Genomic DNA, 17500 nt, shown 5'->3' with positions numbered 1-17500 from the left:
ACGGCGTTGCCACCGTCCGTATCACAGTTCGTTGTCTAGCAGGCATGCGCCTGACGGGCAAAAGCTCATCCCGCGTTGCGGTCCTCGGAGGTAACGCCCAGTTGCTTGAGCTTGCGATGCAGCGCGCTGCGCTCCATGCCCACAAACCCTGCCGTACGGCTGATGTTCCCGCCAAAGCGCAACAGTTGCGCCTGCAGGTACTGGGTCTCGAACAGGTCGCGGGCCTCACGCAGGGGCAGGCCCATCACATCCTCGTCAGAATCAAACTTGAGAAGTGCCGGTGCCCCTTCCCCCACGGTGGAGGGCAGCATGTCGGCCCGGATGGGGTCTGCACTGTTACCCGGCATCATGATCAGCAGGCGTTCCATCAGGTTGCGCAGTTCGCGCACGTTACCCGGCCATTCATAGCTCTGCAGGGCGGCAATCGCGTCGCCTGACAGTTCACGCAGGGGCAGGCCCGCCGTCTCGGCCGCCCGGTCCAGGAACATGCGGGCTAGTTCGGGTATGTCCTCGCGCCGCTCGCGCAGGCTGGGAATGCGCAGCGGCACCACCGCAAGGCGATAATACAGATCCTCGCGGAAGCGGCCCATCGCGATCTCGGATTGCAGGTCGCGGTTGGTGGTGGCCAGCACACGCACATCCACCTTGACCCGCCGCGCGCCCCCCAGCCGCTCGAATGTCTGGTCCTGCAGCGCGCGCACGATTTTGCCCTGTGTTTCAAGCGGCATGTCGGACACTTCATCAAGCACCAGCGTGCCGCCATGGGCACGTTCCAGCACGCCGGTGCGCCGGCCCGTGCCGTCATCGCCACCTTCCATGCCGAACAGTTCCTCCTCGAACCGGCCGGGTGCCAAAGTGGCGCAGTTCAGGGCTATGAACGGACCTTCCGCCCGGCGGGAACTGGCATGGATCATCCGTGCCGCCACTTCCTTGCCGGTGCCCGCCGCCCCCGAGATCAGCACGCGCGAGCCCGTGGGCGCCACGCGGTCGATCTGGTTGCGCACGGCAACGATAGCCGCACTTTTCCCCTCCAGCACCGTGCCCGAACCCGCCAGCAGGCGCAGTTCCGCGTTCTCTCGCGCAAGGCGGGAGGCTTCCAGCGCCCGACGGACCACCACCAACAGGCGGTCCGCCTGAAAGGGTTTTTCAATAAAATCGTAGGCACCGTGCTGCAGGGCAGCGACGGCGGTCTCGATCGTGCCGTGGCCCGATATCATGATGACCGGAACGGACGGCTCTTCCCTGTGCAGAATGTTGAGAATGCCAAGCCCGTCCAGCCGCGAGCCCTGCAGCCATACATCCAGCACCACAAGCGACGGCCTGCGCTCCCTGAACGCGGCGATGGCGGAATCCGAATCCGCGGCCAGCCGCGTCTCGTATCCTTCATCGGCGAGAATACCCTCGATAAGGAGCCGTATATCCGGCTCGTCATCGACGATCAGGATTTCATGCCCCATGGTCATCCTTTATCGGCAAGATCAACGTCGATACAGCTCCCCTGGCCCCGGCACGATCCTCCAGTCCGATAGTGCCGCCATGATCTTCAAGAATCTTCTTGACGATCGCAAGGCCAAGGCCGGTTCCCTTGGGCTTGTGGGTCACATACGGTTCGGTCAGCCGGGCACGATCCTCAACTGGCAGCCCGACTCCGTCATCCTCCACAATCAGGAGCACGTTCGGATCGGCCTGCTGCAATGTAATACGGATCGTGCCAATCACGCCATCCCCGTCCACAGGCTGGGACACGCGATGCATGGCGATGGCGTCCGCCGCATTCTGCAAAAGGTTGGTCAGCGCCTGACCGATCAGCCTGCGGTCACAGCGCACCTGTGGCCCCCGGTCGGGCAGGGTGACTTCATACAGGATTTCAGGGTGGGCATTGCGTTGCAGGATCAGCGCCTCGCGCACGATGCGCGACAGGTCCTCCATCCGCATGACAGGCTGGGGCATGCGCGCGAAGGCCGAGAATTCATCCACCATGCGCCCGATATCTCCCACATGGCGGATGATGGTGTCCACGCACTGCACAAAGGTATCGGGATCGGACGTGATCTCCCGCAGGAAGCGGCGCTTGAGGCGTTCCGCACCCAGCTGGATGGGGGTGAGCGGGTTCTTGATCTCATGCGCGATACGGCGCGCCACGTCTGCCCACGCCGCCTTGCGCTGCGCGACCTGCAGGGCTGTTATGTCATCAAATGTAACCACATAGCCGCCCGCAACGTCACCATTAAGACTGGCCTGTATCTCCGCCCCGATTCGGACCAGTAGGGTGCAGGCGCGGCCGCCGGCCAGTACCTGCACCTCACCCGTCAGTTCACGCGCGCCATCATGGGCCACGCGCGTCAGCATGTCGGCCAGTTCCGGCACCACCTGGAACAGGGGCTGGCCAATGCAGCTTTCCATGTCACGGTGCAGCAGCACGCTGGCGGCACGGTTGGGCAGTTCGATCACGCGCTGCGCGTCCAGCCCGATCACACCAGCCGACACACCCGACAGCACGGCTTCGGTAAACCTGCGGCGCTCATTGATCTGGTTGGTGGCGTTGACCAGTTCCGCGCGCTGGCTGGCCAGTTGGGAGGTCATGCGGTTGAAGGCGCGCGACAGGCTGGAGACCTCGTCATCGCGGTCGCCCTCGGGCACGTTGCTGTCCAGGTTACCCTTGCTTACCCGTTCAGATGCCAGGATAAGCAGCCCCAGCGGACGCACGATCTGGTTGGCCAGCATGAGCCCGATCAGGATAGCCGCCCCCAGCACCAGCACCGCCACCAGCGCAAAGATCAGCACGAAGGTGAACTGGATCTTGCCACGGTTGCCGTTCAGGCGCTGGTAGTCGGCCACCACCTGTTCGGTGCGGTGCATGTGCTCAAGGATATCGGGGTCCACGGGGCGTGCGATCATGAGCATGAGCGGCGGCGTATCGCCCAGCGTCACCACCGCGCGGACCGTCTTTTCATCGGGCGAATCAAGGATTGCGATCTCGTTCGTGCGCGCCATCAGGGTGGCGGCGGGCGGCGGCAGGTCCTTGAGGTTGGCTGCCCGCCCCATCAACCCGCCCGATGCCACGACAGTATTGGTGAACGGATCATACACCACCGCCACATCCAGCCCACGCAGCGTTGCCTGTGAATCCAGCACCTGTGCCAGCGCATCGGGGTCATGCAGCAGGTCGTTGCCCGAACCGGCCAGCGCGCTCTGGGCGCTGACCAGATAGTTGGCAAGCGAGAAGGCTTCCGTGCGGATATTGGCGTTATGTTCCTGCAGGTAGCCGCGTGATGTCTCCAGCGCCTCGTTCATCGCCGTGTTCACCCGATCACTGAACCAGATCTGGATACCGTAGTGAAAGAATACGGCAGCAAACGTCCCCACCACGATGGTCGGTGCCACGGCCACGATGCCAAACAGCGTGACCAGCCGCACATGCAGCCGCGCCCCTGCCAGCCCGCTACGGCGCTCGGCCAGTACGCGGCCCACTTTTTCGGTCAGCGACGTGGCCAGCAGGAGCAACACGAGAAAGTTGAGGATGAAGACCAGCGCCTGGATCTGCGGGTGGTGTGCCAGCGACTTGCCGCCCGACAGCACCACGAAGGTCGCAACCCCCAGCACCAGTGCAAGCAGCACCAGCACCAGCGCCACATTGCGCCGCACCAGCATGTCCAGCATGTGCCGTGCCAGCCGGTAGGCGGTTCCCGACCGTGGCGTAGGGGGCGAACTCATGCTCCGCCGCGCACGACGGGGATGTCAAGGTCACGGATCTTCTTGCGCAGGGTATTGCGGTTCAGGCCCAGCATGGCAGCCGCGCGGATCTGGTTGCCGCGTGTTGCGGCCAGCGTCATGGAAATGAGCGGGCGCTCGACCTCGGCAATCACCTTGTCATAGATATCGCTCATCGGCATACCCTCCTGCCCCGATGCCAGGAAGCGGCGCAGGTGCCGCTCCACCGCCTCGGCCAGTGTTTCGCTCTGCCCGCCGCCCATGCCCTCCCCCTGCGGGGCAAGGCTGGTGGCCTCCGCCAGTTCGCTGGCCACGATATCCGCCCCGATACTTTCCTGCGGGTGCAGCGCGGTAATGCGGCACATCAGGTTTTCCAGTTCGCGCACATTGCCCGGCCAGCGATAGGTCTGCAACCGGGCCATCGCCTCGTCATCCAGTACGCGCACGGGGCCCGCGCCATCGGCCGTGGCATTCAGGAAATGCCGCGCCAGCAGGGGAATGTCCTCCACCCGCTCACGCAGGGGGGGCAGGCGCATGGGTACCACGTTCAGGCGGTAGTACAAGTCCTCGCGGAACGTACCGGCCCGGATCGCCTGGCGCAGGTCACGGTGAGTGGCGGCAATGATGCGGACATTGGCGCGGATGGGTATCGTGCCGCCCACGGTCGTGAACGCACCATCTTGCAGCACACGCAGGAGCCGGGTCTGGGCTTCGGGTGGCATGTCCCCGATCTCGTCAAGAAAGAGCGTGCCACCCGCTGCCTGTTCGAAACGCCCCGCCACCCGCGAAGTGGCTCCCGTAAAAGCCCCGCGCTCATGACCGAACAGTTCGCTCTCGATCAGGTTGCGCGGGATGGCGGCCATGTTGACGGCCACGAACGGCCCCGCGCGCCTGCGCCCGTAATCATGCAGCGCGCGTGCCACCAGTTCCTTGCCGGTTCCACTCTCACCATTGATCATGACGGTCAGGTCGGATGTCGTAAGCCTGGCGATAATGCGATAGATATCCTGCATTACCACAGAGCGGCCGATGAGCGACATCTGCTCCTCGGTCTGGGGGGCAAGGGCGGACTGCACCGGTACTGCTGGTGTTGCCAGCGCGCGCGCCACCACGGCCAGCACTTCCTTGAGGTCAAAGGGCTTGGGCAGGTATTCAAACGCGCCGCGCTGGGTTGCCTTGACTGCCGTCATAAGCGTGGACTGGGCGCTCATCACCACAACGCGCAGATCGGGGCGCAGGCGCCGGATGCGCGGGATCAGGTCCAGCCCGTTCTCGTCGGGCATGATCACATCGGTAATGACGAGGTCGCCCTCACCCTCCTCCACCCACTGCCACAGGGTAGAAGCCTGCCCCGTGGCGCGGACCTGATAGCCCCCGCGCCCCAACGCCTGGCTGAGCACGGTGCGGATCGAACGGTCATCATCGGCAACTAGAATGGTGGGTAGCGACATTCGCTATAGGTCTCTCAGATCCGGTCGGGGGCCTTACGGCACGCCCCGCTCTTCAGTAACAACAGGCAGGTGCAGCAGGACATCGGTCCGGCCGGGCTGGCTTTCCACCTCGATCACGCCGCCGTGGTCTCCCACGATCTTGCCCGCCAGCGCCAGCCCCAGCCCGCTGCCGGTAGCCTTGGTGGTCAGGAACGGCTCGAACAGATGCGGGCGGATGTTCTCGGGAATTCCCGGCCCGTTGTCACGCACCGAGACCAGCAGCGGCAGTTGCACGCGCTGGCCCGCCCCGCCGGTGGAAACCCATATGCCGGGGCGGTAGCTGGTGGTGAGCGTTATCTGCGCGGGTTCGCCCCCTTCGGGGTGGCTGTCCAGCGCCTCGGCGGCGTTCTTGACCAGGTTGAGCAGCACCTGCACCAACTGGTCACGGTTGCCCCATACTGGCGGCAGGGAAGGGTCGTAGACTTCCTCGAAGCGGATGTCGGCTGCAAAACCCTGCTGGGCCAGCCTGCGCACATGCTCAAGCACACGGTGGATGTTCACCGGCCTGCGCTCGATCGGGCGGTCGCTGAACATGTCCATGCGATCCACCAGATCGCGGATGCGGTTCACCTCATCCTGGATCAGAACCGCAAGCTCACGATCAGATTCGCCAACCGATGTTTCCAGCAATTGTGCCGCCCCCCGTATGCCGGAAAGCGGATTCTTGACCTCATGCGCCAGAATGGCGGCCATCCCCGCAACACTGCGGGCGGCGGAGCGGAAGGTCAGTTGGCGGTCCAACACGCGCACGGCCGAAAAATCATGGAAGGTCAGTACGACCGCACCGGGCTCCTCCATGACCGGGGCGCCCTGCACCGTAACCCCTTCGTGGCGCAGGCGCGGGCTTTCCAGCATCACTTCATGCTCGACCACCGTATGGTCCTGCGCGCGCACCTGCTCCATGAGCAGGAAGAGCGGGCTGTCGGCGGGCAGGATATCGGTCAGGCGCATCATTACCAGATGCCCGCGCGACATGCCGAAAAACGGTTCCGCGGCACTGTTGACGTAACCGATAGCGTTATCCGCGCGCACCACCATGACCGGCAGCGCCATCGAATCGAGTACGACCCGGCCATTGCCCGTTATGTTGTCCGGCGCACAGGGCTTGTGGCCGGACGGCGGGAACCGGCCTTCGCTCATGCGGCCTGTGCTGTGGCTATCTGTGTCGTGACTGTCTGTGCGGCAGCCCGTTCCGCCTCCACTGTGGAAGGGCGTGGCCCGCGCACGTTACCCGCCGCGATCTGGCGATCATAGAATTCATGGATCATGCCAATGGCGGCATCGACCGTATCGACCCGGTTCACGGCAGCGCGGAAACCCGCCGAATCCGGCAAGCCGGCCGAGTACCACGAGACATGCTTACGCGCCAGCCGCAGACCGGGATGGGCACCAAAATGGTCGATCATCATGCCGTAATGCTCCAGCACGATGGCCTTTTCCGCAGCCAGGTCGGGTTCGGCCACATGCACGCCATCCACCAGCGCGCGCGCCACCTGCGCCAGAAACCATGGCCGGCCATAGCAGCCGCGCCCGATCATCACACCACGCGCGCCTGAACGCTCCAGAGCCACACGGGCATCCTCCACCGTCAGGATATCGCCATTGACGATGACCGGCAGGTCCACCGCATCGACCACCTTGCGCACAAAATACCAGTCCGCCGTGCCGTTGTAGAACTGCTGGCGGGTGCGGCCATGCACCGTTACCATGCGTATGCCCGATTCCTGTGCAATACGGGCCAGGCGGGGGGCGTTGAGATGGTCGTGGTCCCAGCCCATGCGCATCTTCAGCGTGACCGGCACATCAACGGCGCGCACAACGCCTTCGAGTAGGCGGGCGGCCTGCACCTCGTCACGCATCAGGGCCGAGCCGGCAAGCTGTCCCACCGCCACCTTCTTGACCGGGCAACCGAAATTGATGTCGATGATGTCTGCCCCGCGATCAACCGCAATGCGCGCGGCCTGCCCCATCGCATCGGGGTCGCAGCCTGCAAGCTGGACGGAATTGGGACCGTCATCGGCCACTTCGGCCATGCGCAGCGTGTTCTCGTTCTCCCGCACCATCGCCCAGGATGCGATCATTTCCGAAACCACCAGCCCCGCCCCCAACCTGCGCGCCAGCTTGCGGAATGGCAGGTCCGTCACCCCGGCCATGGGGGCCAGGATCACGGGTGCCTGAAGGACGACACCGCTCCCCAGGTCGATCGGTGACAGCAGTTGAGACGACATGAACCCCGTTTCCCGCCGGCCTGCCAGCCGCGCGCGCGGCGCACGGGACCATGCCGGCTCCTGTAATATAAGACAATAATGCTTATGATTTAGGCAGAATACCCGCTCCTGCCGCCCCGTGCAATCAGGTTCAGTGCATTGGAGCAACATTTTACCACACAGGTGTATGCCATCTGCCACACGCAGAATGCTTGACGTGGGGGCCACATGGCCGCATTGCTCCGCATCATGCGTGTTGCAGCCATTCTTCTCGCCGCGGGCCAGGGCAGCCGGTACAGCGCCCAGACCGCGACCTCCGTCGCCAAGCAGTATGTCACGCTGGGCGGACGGCCCGTCATCCGCCATGCGGCGGATGCCCTTGCCCCCCATGTGGGCATCATCCAGCCGGTGGGCGACCCCGTCCTGCTGGGCAGTGCGCTGGAAGGCTTCACGCCATCTGGCTGCACGGTCCTGCCGGTCGTGCCCGGTGGCGATACGCGCCAGGCCAGCGTGCGCGCCGGGCTGGACGCCCTTGACCGCCTGCCCGAAAGCGCGCGGCCCGAACTGGTACTGATCCATGACGGCGCGCGCCCCTACGTGCCCGGCAGCGTGACACAGGGCGTGATCGCGGCACTGGAACAGCACGCGGGCGTGATCCCCGCCGTGCCGGTGGCCGATACCATCAAGCGTGCCAAAGATGGCATCATTACCAATACCGTGCCCCGCACCGACCTGTTCCGCGCCCAGACGCCGCAAGGCTTCCGCTTTGCTCTGCTGCGCGACCTGCACCGCGGGGCCACCGCCGCCGACGCCACCGATGACGCCGCCCTGCTGGAGCAGGCCGGCCACCACGTTGCCATCGTTCCCGGTTCGGAAGACAACATCAAACTGACCTACAAGGAGGATCTGGTGCGCCTCGAACGCCTGATCGGCCCGACCCTGCTGCCGCGCACCGGCACGGGCTATGACGTGCATGCCTTTGCCGAGAACCGGCCCCTGATCATGTGCGGCATCAATGTGCCCCACACGCGCGGCCTTGCCGGCCACTCGGATGCGGATGTGGGCATCCATGCGCTATGCGACGCCATTTACGGTGCACTGGCGGAAGGCGACATTGGCCGTCACTTCCCACCCAGCCAGAACGAGTGGAAGGATGCTGACAGCGCGCGCTTCCTGGTCCATGCGGGCGAGCGCATTCGTCAGCGCGGCGGCATGCTGGTCAATGCCGATGTGACGCTGATCTGTGAACGCCCCAAGATCGGCCCGCATTCGGAAGCCATGCGCGTGCGCCTAGCCGAACTGCTGAAGGTTGATGTGGACCGCATCTCGGTCAAGGCCACCACGTCAGAACGCCTTGGCTTTACCGGGCGCGAGGAAGGCATAGCCTGTCTGGCAAGTGCTACGGTTCTGGTGCCCTGATTGGCGCATCGCCACAAAAAACGGCCCGGTGTGATACCGGGCCGTTTTTGTATTCAGAAGACTGAAAGAAGTTTTTGGTGAAGCTTTTTCCCAAAAAGCTTTAAGGAACGCCGCCTTTTTGAAAAAAGGCGGCACCCAAAAACTTCTGTTCAGTTCATCATTTTGCCTCATGGCACAGCTGCACGAAACGATCGGCATCCGCCACTTCCGCCGCTAGCGCCGCCAGCAGTTCAACCTGCTTGGCATCATGGCCCCATATATCCATCTGGGTGCGTTCATCCACCGTGGCAATATCGGCAGCCTTTGCAGCCGATAGCGCGCCGGTCACCACCGCAAGCCCCAACACGATGCTTTTCATCGCGGGCACCATAACACCCAGTGCCGCGAGGGTTGCGTTATCCTGCGCGGCGACAAGGGTACGCCATGCCGCATGCACCCCTTCCGCTTGCACAAGCGGCATGATGCCCGTCGTGACCGTCATGTCGATACCATGGCGCGCGCGCAGCCATGCTAATTGCGGGTCCCACAGTTCATGCTGGCGCGCACAGAGTTGAGCGGGATAGTCGGCGCGGTAGCACAGCAGTTCCCCATCCACATACTGCAAAAGGGCCGCCACCTGTGCCATCGGGTCCGGGGCCACGCGCTCGATCATGGTACCGGCAATACGGGTCATGGGCAGGTCATCGGGGGTGAAATGCCCGCCCTTTTCTCCACCCGCCGCTGCCCATTCCCCTGCAATCGCACTGGCCAGCGCTTCAGATTGCACCACAAGTGCCGCACCGCCAGGCAGACGAATGCCACGGCCATCGAGCTCCACGGTAAAACCGCCTTCCGCCACGGCGGCGATACATGCCTGCGCCCAGAAGCGTCTGCGCCGCGCGGGCACCTGGGGGCTGGGGGGGCGTACGCCGTCCTTCATCATTTCAGGATCCCCAGCCCCTTGAGCAGGTTGCCAACCTTCTTCACGTCAGGGGAGGCCCTGGCCTTTTCCACCAGCTTGTTGACATCCGCATTCCTGCCACCCTCCGCCGGCGGGGCGGCGGCAGCGGGCGGCGGGCCAGCCTGCCCCTCACGCGCTGCCTTCAACGCCGCCGGGCATGGATCGGCCACGGTGTTGCTGGATGCCCCCCCCAGCAGCAGCCCGATGGCATAGCGCCCGTCAGACCCCGCATCCATCTTGGGCCGGGGTGCCGTCAGCGTGCCGCCTACGCGCAGCGGTACGCTGGCCCCGGTACCGCTGATCATGACCTGCGGCACAAGGCGCAGATCCAGCGCCTGCGAGACCATACCCACGGTGCCGTGGCCGGTTACCGTCAGCGCACTGGTCTGCATGCCGATGGTATCCACATTGGCCTGCCCGTTCGCCATGCTCATGTGAATGCCAAAGCAACGCAGCGGGATGGGGCCGGAACCCAGCGTGCCACGCGCCGCATCACCCAGCATTTCACCCAGCGCACCACCACTGATGGTGCCATTGACCATAGACACACCCATATGCCCGGTCATGCCGTTACGCAGTTCGGTGCGGGTACTGCCCTGCGTATGGACCGTACCAACAACCTGCAGGGCACCCTGCACCAGACTGGACAGCCCGGCGCGGCTTTCCACCCACGCGGCCGGCAGCACCAGCGTGCCGATCGTGCCCGAAACGGTGGGCACGCTGCCCGATGCATCCACCACGAACTGGCCAGACACGCTACGCCCCGTGCCCTGCGCCTGCAGCGGGTCCACCACAAGCCGACCGCCACGCAGGCTGACATGGGTCAGGGCGTTGTGGTATTCATCACCCTCGAATTCCATCTGATCGGCGCTCAGACGCAGGTCGGCATCCATCTTGCGCAAGCGGTCGAAGGGCAGGCTGTCATCACTGGTAGCAGGCTGTGGGGGGGCGCTCACGCTTTTCGCATCGGCCTTGGTTCCGGTCGCGCTGCCCATCAGGGCATCAACATTCAGCCAGCTTGCCGCAAGCGCGCCACTGGCCAGCGGTACGCCGCCAGTGCCGCCATGCATGGACAGATCCAGCGACCCCGTAAGCGAGACCTGCGTGCTCTTGACCATAATGTCCGACAGTTGGAAATGCGCGCCATTATCCTCGCTGACCAGATGGGTCGAGGCGGCAAGATGGTCGATGACCCCGCCACCGGGAAGCGCCAGCGTGCTGGCGGCGGCATCGATATTCACTACCGCGTGACCACCACCCAGCGTGCCCGCCACCCGCAGCGAACCCGGATCACCCGACAGGTCAAGCGAGAGCGGCAGCGGGTCAGCCAGATGGGACATCACGGCCGCATCCATCTGCTGGAGCGAACCCAGTGTGCCAGACAGTTTAAGCGCCTGCCCCTGCCACTGGCCCTGACTGCGGATGCTCACCGCATCCTTCGGCCCCGGCGCGTCGATCGAAAGTCCCTGCAATGTCAGGCCTGACAGGTATGCCCCCGCATCCACCGCACCGGTATCAAGGTGTACGCTGTTCAGCAGCGGGGTGCTGCCCGCACTGCCTGCGGCGCTGCCATCCACCACGTTTGCCCTGAACGACAGGCGACGCACATCGGGCAGGCTGCGGCCCGGCAGCAGCGACTCCACGGCTTTCAGGCTGGCCACGTTGCCATCCAGCTTGATATTGTAGCCTTTCATGTGGTCCAGGTCGGCCACGGTGCCATCCACCGCAAGCTGTCCGACCGGCTGCCCGCCAGACACGAACGCGGCCTTGAGCGCCACCGGCCAGCCGCTGCGCGCGGTGGATGCGAGATTGATCGCCCCGGTATGGCCCGTAAGTGTAAAGCTGCCGCCATCATTATGGCCCGCCACGTCAAGCTGCGGCTGTGCTCCATCCACCCCCGCGAGGTTGACATGGTCCAGCACCACCTTGCCCCTGCTGCCCGAGAGGCGATCATCCCAGTCCAGGTCGGCATTGCTTACGCGCACGCTGCCCACCTGCACCTTCCAGTCGGATGCCGCCTGCCTGGTCGTCGCATCCGGCTTTGCCGTGGCCTGCGCGCCGGCGGGGGCAAGGCGCCAGTTGGCCTCGCCCGCCTCCGTGCGCTCAAGGTGCAGCACGGGATGGGTCAGGCGCACACCATCAAGCCGCAGTTCGTGGTGCAGCAGCCCCATCACGCCAATGCTGGCCTGCAACTGGTCCGCCGTCAGCATGTCGGCATAGGCGCCACCGGCCATGTCCGACAGCCCCACATCGCGCACGGATAGCGACGGGCTGGGCAGGATATGGACCTCCAGCGCACCTAGCCGCGCCTGGCGACCGGTCTGCTTTTCTATTGCGGCAATGACCCTGGTGCGCAGGCTGTCAGGGTCAAGCATGGAGCGGACCGCAAGCCCGCCTGCACCTGCCACCACCACAAGTGCGGCAACGGACCCGAGCAGTATCCGCCGTGCATTTCCGTTCTGTGCCATATCAGTTCCTGTCCTGTAGCATTGGCTGCCGTTCCCTAGCTGCGGCGGGGGGCTTGGGCTGCGGGTGTGTCAAAGCCGATCTGGCGGAAGGTCTCACGCATGTGGGGCGAAAGATCGGCTTCCACCACCAACGTGCCACCTGCGGGGTGCGGCAGTTCCAGCCTGCGGGCATGCAAGTGCAGCCGGTCGGCAAAGCCTGCCACGTGGGCGGCGTCGCCACCGTATTTGGGGTCCCCCAGAATGGGGTTGCCCAGTGCCTCGCAATGCACGCGCAACTGATGGGTGCGCCCGGTCAGGGGCGAAAGCGCCAGCCATGACATCTTGCGTGCCGCCGCGTCCAGCACCTCGTATTCCGACAGGGCATGCACCGCATCGGGGTCGCCCCGTTCGGCAACTACGCTGATGGCGCCGGCCCCGGCACCCAGCTTGGTCAGTGGCTGGTCGATGATGCCCGTGGCCGGGCTGGGTCGGCCCACAACAACCGCCCAGTACACCTTGTGCACGTCACGCCCACGGAAGGCTGCCGCAAGCTTCGCCGCGACGCCGGGCGTGCGGGCCACCAGCAACAGGCCGGACGTATCGCGGTCAATGCGGTGGACCAGACGCGGCCGCGGGTCATCGGGGTTTTCGCGCAGGCCATCAAGCAACGCGTCGATATGGTGCGTGATGCCCGGCCCACCCTGCACCGCGATGCCCGCAGGCTTGTTGAGCACGATCACATGGTCATCGCGATAGATGACCATTTTATTGATCTCGCGCACCTGCCGCTCATCCAGCGGCCTGACTGCCAGTGGCGGGGGGCGGTTCGCATTGGGTATGGGCGGCACGCGCACCGCCTGCCCCGGCTCAAGGCGGGTGGCGGCGGTGGCGCGCCTGCCATCCACGCGCACCTGCCCCGTGCGGCACAGCTTTTGCAGCGCGCCCTGCGTAAGGTGGGGATAATGCCTGCGGAACCAGCGGTCGAGGCGGATATCGGCTTCGTCATCGCTGACGGTAAGGGTAACGACACTCATGACCCACGGCTTTCGCGCACTCTGTTCCAACTGTCCAGTCGTCGCGCCACTTCACGTTCATATCCGCGATCGGTGGGCTGGTACAATTTGGGACGGCGCATGCCATCGGGGAAGTAGTTCTGACCCGATATGCCGCCCTGCGCATCATGGTCGTATTCATAACCCTTGCCGTAGCCAATATCCTTCATGAGCGTGGTGGGCGCATTGAGGATATGGGCCGGTGGCATCAGGCTGCCGGTGGCGCGGGCGGCCTTGCGGGCCATGTTGTAACCCTTGTACACCGCATTGGATTTGGGGGCGGTGGCCAGATGCACCACAAGCTGCGCCAGGGCCAGTTCGCCTTCGGGCGAGCCCAGGCGCTCGAACGTTTCCCACGCCGCCACCGCCAGCGGCAGGGCGTGGGGGTCAGCCATGCCCACGTCCTCGGCAGCGAAGCGGGTTAACCTGCGGGCGATGTAACGCGGGTCCTCACCACCTTCGAGCATACGGGCAAACCAGTACAGCGCCGCGTCCGGGTCCGAGCCACGCATGGATTTATGCAGCGCGGAGATCAGGTTGTAATGCTCCTCCCGGTCCTTGTCATACAACGCCGCGCGTCGGGCCAGCAGGGTGGACAGGCGGGCAGGGTCCAGCGGAGCCTTCTGCGGTGGCAGGGCCAGAAGCTGCTCGACCATGTTGAGCAGGTAACGCCCATCGCCGTCTGCCATGGCGCGCAGGGTGGCGCGGGCTTCGGGTGTAAGCGGCAGGGGCGTGCCGGTCGTGGTTTCGGCGCGTTCCAGCAGTTTTTCCATCGCCGCGTCATCCAGCCGGTGCAATACCAGAACCTGACAGCGCGACAGCAACGCACTGTTCAGCGCAAAGGACGGGTTTTCCGTCGTGGCGCCCACAAGCACCACAGTGCCATCTTCCACCACCGGCAGGAAACCATCCTGCTGCGCGCGGTTGAAGCGGTGGATTTCATCAACGAACAGGAGCGTCCCGCCACCACTGGCACTGGTGCGCCGTGCATCCTCGAACGCGCGCTTGAGGTCAGCCACGCCGGAAAACACGGCCGAAAGCTGGACAAAACGCAGCCCTGCCGCATTGGCCAGCAGGCGGGCGATGGTGGTCTTGCCCACACCCGGACCGCCCCACAGAATCAGGCTGGCCAGCGAACCGCGTGCAAGCATCTGCCGCAGGCTGCCATTAGGCCCAAGCAGGTGGTCCTGCCCCACCACGTCATCAAGCGTGGCCGGGCGCAGGCGGTCGGCCAGCGGCTGGGTGCGCGCCGGTGCGGCGTGGGAAGAGGCGGGAAAGGGCATCGGCCCCCGTTCTGCCTGCTGTAGGGGCGGCGCGCCAAACAGGTCTGCCGGGCCATTATCCATGCTGTCGCGCCTGCCTGCCATGTGCTCCTGCCTGTGCCATGCAGCCCCATGTGGGACCAATCATTCTAGGTGGGATATATCACATCCCAATACCAGTCCTGTGGGTACAATACACGCTGTAACACCGCCACACGCCTGCAATACCACGGGGAACATGCTGCGGGTCAGGACTGGGTTTTGAAGGAATAACTGTCACGGAAAGCCCGGAAGCCACTACTTTTCTGAAAAAAGGCGGCACCCAAAAACTTTTATTATTTCCTGTCAGTGACTTGTCAGAACTGAAAGTAGATGAACGGCTCTGGCGGGCGGCCTCCGATCAGGAATATCAGCAGCACGAAGGCCACGCCCGCCCCCACCGCCAACCATGGCGTAGGCCGTATATGTTCCAGCACCACCTGCTGCGACGCAGGCCCCACCAACGCCATCACGGCGGCCAGCGCCAGCACCAGCGGATGCCTGGCCGGAGCGAGGCCCATGCCGTGCGCGCCAGTCATGCCCGCCAGCACCCTGCCTGCTACAGGCAGGCTGCCGGCACGGAACACAACCCATGTCAGCAGCACGAACAGCAGGGTCAGTGCCTGTCCCGCAAGGCGATGCATGGACATACCCGCCCGCTCCCACGCATGCGCCACCGCCAGTGCCGCGCCATGCAGCAGGCCCCACAGCACGAACGTCCACCCTGCCCCATGCCACACGCCTGCAAGGGCCATGGTCACCATCACATTGCATACCTGGCGAGCAGGCTTGCAGCGGTTGCCACCCAGCGGGATGTAGAGGTAATCGCGCAGGAAGCGTGACAGGGTCATATGCCACCGCCGCCAGAAATCACGCACCGAAACCGCCCTGTAGGGCGCATTGAAATTGAACGGCAGGCGGATGCCCATCATCAGCGCCATGCCGATGGCCATGTCCGAATAACCGGAAAAATCGAAATAGATCTGCAGCATGTAGGCCACTGCCGCCAGCCATGCCGCCCCCAGTCCTGGCGCATGGCCGCTGGCTGCCGCGGCGAACACCGGCGTGCACACATCGCCCAGCGTATCCGCCAGTCCTGCCTTCTTGCCCAGCCCCACCAATACCAGCAGGCCACCCTGCCCAAGGTTAGCCCACATGTGGCCATTGCGCGGGCTGGCATCGAATTGCGGGATCAGTTCGTTGTGTCGCACGATAGGCCCGGCCACAAGTTGGGGAAAGAACGTCACGAATTCCACAAAGTCCGCCAGACGGTAAACCCGTGCCTGCCCGCGCCCCAGGTCGACAAGGTAAGAGATTTTCTGGAACACGAAAAACGACAGCCCGAGCGGCAGGATGACAGGCCACGGCGTATGCACCCGCCCCAGCACCTGAAAGACCACCCCCACCAGCCAATCCATGTATTTGAAACCGAACAGGACCCCCAGGTTGCACCAGACACCGCTCCACAGCCAGCCACGCCAACGCGTGCGCCCCCATGCCATGGCCACCAGCTGGTTGAAGCCGGTCAGACCAAGCAGGAAGGGCACAAACCGCCAGTCCCACAGCCCGTAAAAGACAAGGGATGCACCGATGACCACACCCTGCCGCGCCGCCCGGCTTGCGGCCACGGCATAATAAAGCCCCAGCACCACTGGCAGGAACACCAGAAGAAAAGGCTGGGAGGCAAACAGCATCAGCCGTGGCGTTCCGCTACCGCCTGCCCTGCCGCACGGCCACTGGCCCATGCCCACTGAAAATTGTAACCACCCAGCCAGCCGGTCACGTCCACCGCCTCGCCCACCATGAACAGGCCGGGCACATCGCGGGCTTCCATATCACGCGAGGAAAGACAGTCCGTATCCACCCCGCCGCGCGTGACCTCGGCCTTGACGTAACCTTCGGTGCCATGGGGGTTGAGCCGCCAGACGGACAGCACCCGCGCCATATTGAGCAGAACCGCATCCGGCATGCCCGCAAGCTGCCCTTCCGGCAGGTGCTGGCCTGCAAACAACTGGGCCAGACGCTGGGGCAGCAGCATGGACAGCATGGCCACACTGCCCGCGCGCGGGCGGTCGCGCTTGATCTCAAGCAGCCGGGCCGCCGCGTCCATGCCGGGCAGCAGGTCGATATCAACCGCCTGCCCCGGCTGCCAGTACGATGACGCCTGCAAGATAACCGGACCAGACAGGCCGCGATGGGTAAAGACCATGCCATCGCGAAACGTAACCTGCCGTGCCTGCCGGCCTTCACCCGCATGGCAGGTAATGCCAACCGTGGCGGACAGGCCGGCCAGCGGCTCCATCCATTCGCGGTCCTGCGCGCCGAAGGTCAGCGGCACCAGCGCGGGTGCGGGTGCCACCACACGCAGCCCGAAGCGGCGGGCCAGGTCATGCGCAAGCCCCGTTGCCCCCAGTTTGGGAATCGACAGCCCGCCGGTCGCCACAATCAGGCTGGGGGCATGGAACACGCCATGGTCCGTCTCAACCCGGTAATGGCCCGCCGCATCACGCGATACGTCGATGATGCGGTGCGACAGGCGCATGGTCACCTGTCCGTTCAGGCATTCGCGCAGCAGCATGTCCACAATATCGCGCGCCGAACGGTCGCAGAACAGTTGACCCGCCGCCTTCTCGTGCCACGGAATGCGGTGACGCTGGACCATGGCTACGAAATCGGCCGGGGTAAAACGGGCCAGTGCCGACTTGGCAAAATGCGGATTGGCGGAGATGAACTGTCCCGCCCCCGCATCCATGTTGGTGAAATTGCACCGCCCCCCACCAGAGATGAGGATCTTGCGCCCGGCATGCTGCGCATGGTCCACCACCACGACGCGCGCGCCCCCTTGCCCCGCTGTTGCGGCGGCCATAAGACCCGCTGCCCCGGCCCCCAGCACGATGGCGTCGAAACCAGCCGCAGCCTGAAATGTCATGGCG

Annotated in this window: 12 protein-coding genes; 1 reads left to right on the top strand and 11 read right to left on the bottom strand. The window is 64.7% G+C overall.

All coding sequences use genetic code 11. The features are described from left to right. Positions 1 to 65 precede the first annotated feature (65 nt). From ntrX to dusB, 5 genes are read right to left on the bottom strand one after another with little or no spacing between them, the layout of a single operon-like run. Complete coding sequence (gene ntrX / locus GLX_RS12890) at positions 66 to 1457, bottom strand: nitrogen assimilation response regulator NtrX (RefSeq protein WP_014106399.1); 1392 nt, start codon at positions 1455 to 1457, stop codon at positions 66 to 68. Next, positions 1447 to 3714 carry a sensor histidine kinase NtrY-like gene (locus GLX_RS12885; protein WP_014106398.1) on the bottom strand — a complete coding sequence of 756 codons (2268 nt, stop codon included), beginning with the start codon at positions 3712 to 3714 and terminating at the stop codon, positions 1447 to 1449. The genes ntrX and GLX_RS12885 overlap by 11 nt, the downstream gene beginning before the upstream one ends. After that, positions 3711 to 5162 (bottom strand): nitrogen regulation protein NR(I), encoded by a 1452-nt coding sequence (gene ntrC / locus GLX_RS12880; RefSeq protein ID WP_014106397.1) that lies wholly within the window; start codon positions 5160 to 5162, stop codon positions 3711 to 3713. Before ntrC ends, GLX_RS12885 begins: the two co-directional genes overlap by 4 nt. A gap of 33 nt (positions 5163 to 5195) precedes the next feature. Next, positions 5196 to 6341, bottom strand: a complete 1146-nt coding sequence (locus tag GLX_RS12875; RefSeq protein WP_014106396.1) for a two-component system sensor histidine kinase NtrB — start codon at positions 6339 to 6341, stop codon at positions 5196 to 5198. Continuing rightward, positions 6338 to 7429, bottom strand: a complete 1092-nt coding sequence (dusB, locus tag GLX_RS12870; protein ID WP_050856133.1) for a tRNA dihydrouridine synthase DusB — start codon at positions 7427 to 7429, stop codon at positions 6338 to 6340. The genes GLX_RS12875 and dusB overlap by 4 nt, the downstream gene beginning before the upstream one ends. Positions 7430 to 7657: 228 nt before the next feature. Between dusB and ispF the strand changes: the two genes are divergently transcribed. After that, positions 7658 to 8827: a 2-C-methyl-D-erythritol 2,4-cyclodiphosphate synthase gene (gene ispF, locus GLX_RS12865; protein WP_014106394.1), complete on the top strand. Its 1170-nt coding sequence runs from the start codon at positions 7658 to 7660 to the stop codon at positions 8825 to 8827. Between the two features lie 157 nt (positions 8828 to 8984). Here the strand turns inward: ispF and GLX_RS12860 are convergent, their stop codons facing one another. The 6 genes from GLX_RS12860 to GLX_RS12835 form a co-directional block, all read right to left on the bottom strand. Then, the gene (locus tag GLX_RS12860; protein WP_014106393.1) at positions 8985 to 9749 is read right to left on the bottom strand and encodes an ATP12 family chaperone protein; all 765 of its coding nucleotides are present in this window, start codon (positions 9747 to 9749) and stop codon (positions 8985 to 8987) included. After that, a complete protein-coding gene (locus GLX_RS12855) occupies positions 9746 to 12235 on the bottom strand; it encodes an AsmA family protein (RefSeq protein WP_014106392.1) in 2490 nt (829 codons plus the stop codon). The genes GLX_RS12860 and GLX_RS12855 overlap by 4 nt, the downstream gene beginning before the upstream one ends. Before the next feature lie 35 nt (positions 12236 to 12270). After that, entirely contained in the window at positions 12271 to 13248 is a 978-nt protein-coding gene (locus tag GLX_RS12850; protein ID WP_014106391.1) for an RluA family pseudouridine synthase, read from the bottom strand. Beyond that, positions 13245 to 14633: a replication-associated recombination protein A gene (locus tag GLX_RS12845; RefSeq protein WP_014106390.1), complete on the bottom strand. Its 1389-nt coding sequence runs from the start codon at positions 14631 to 14633 to the stop codon at positions 13245 to 13247. Before GLX_RS12845 ends, GLX_RS12850 begins: the two co-directional genes overlap by 4 nt. A gap of 251 nt (positions 14634 to 14884) precedes the next feature. Next, positions 14885 to 16261: an MBOAT family O-acyltransferase gene (locus tag GLX_RS12840; protein ID WP_014106389.1), complete on the bottom strand. Its 1377-nt coding sequence runs from the start codon at positions 16259 to 16261 to the stop codon at positions 14885 to 14887. Beyond that, entirely contained in the window at positions 16261 to 17496 is a 1236-nt protein-coding gene (locus tag GLX_RS12835) for a BaiN/RdsA family NAD(P)/FAD-dependent oxidoreductase (protein ID WP_014106388.1), read from the bottom strand. The genes GLX_RS12840 and GLX_RS12835 overlap by 1 nt, the downstream gene beginning before the upstream one ends. Positions 17497 to 17500 lie beyond the last annotated feature (4 nt).

Source organism: Komagataeibacter medellinensis NBRC 3288, assembly GCF_000182745.2.
GTDB classification, from domain to species: Bacteria; Pseudomonadota; Alphaproteobacteria; order Acetobacterales; family Acetobacteraceae; genus Komagataeibacter; species Komagataeibacter medellinensis.
The sequence above is the reverse complement of the archived record's forward strand: the minus strand, read 5'-3'. Positions and strand labels throughout refer to the sequence as shown.

Bases quoted from the DNA above. Each gene is read 5' to 3' on its own strand.
- ntrX (WP_014106399.1), bottom strand. From the start codon at position 1,457: ATGGGGCATGAAATCCTGATCGTCGATGACGAGCCGGATATACGGCTC.
- GLX_RS12885 (WP_014106398.1), bottom strand. From the start codon at position 3,714: ATGAGTTCGCCCCCTACGCCACGGTCGGGAACCGCCTACCGGCTGGCA.
- ntrC (WP_014106397.1), bottom strand. From the start codon at position 5,162: ATGTCGCTACCCACCATTCTAGTTGCCGATGATGACCGTTCGATCCGC.
- GLX_RS12875 (WP_014106396.1), bottom strand. From the start codon at position 6,341: ATGAGCGAAGGCCGGTTCCCGCCGTCCGGCCACAAGCCCTGTGCGCCG.
- dusB (WP_050856133.1), bottom strand. From the start codon at position 7,429: ATGTCGTCTCAACTGCTGTCACCGATCGACCTGGGGAGCGGTGTCGTC.
- ispF (WP_014106394.1), top strand. From the start codon at position 7,658: ATGCGTGTTGCAGCCATTCTTCTCGCCGCGGGCCAGGGCAGCCGGTAC.
- GLX_RS12860 (WP_014106393.1), bottom strand. From the start codon at position 9,749: ATGATGAAGGACGGCGTACGCCCCCCCAGCCCCCAGGTGCCCGCGCGG.
- GLX_RS12855 (WP_014106392.1), bottom strand. From the start codon at position 12,235: ATGGCACAGAACGGAAATGCACGGCGGATACTGCTCGGGTCCGTTGCC.
- GLX_RS12850 (WP_014106391.1), bottom strand. From the start codon at position 13,248: ATGAGTGTCGTTACCCTTACCGTCAGCGATGACGAAGCCGATATCCGC.
- GLX_RS12845 (WP_014106390.1), bottom strand. From the start codon at position 14,633: ATGGCAGGCAGGCGCGACAGCATGGATAATGGCCCGGCAGACCTGTTT.
- GLX_RS12840 (WP_014106389.1), bottom strand. From the start codon at position 16,261: ATGCTGTTTGCCTCCCAGCCTTTTCTTCTGGTGTTCCTGCCAGTGGTG.
- GLX_RS12835 (WP_014106388.1), bottom strand. From the start codon at position 17,496: ATGACATTTCAGGCTGCGGCTGGTTTCGACGCCATCGTGCTGGGGGCC.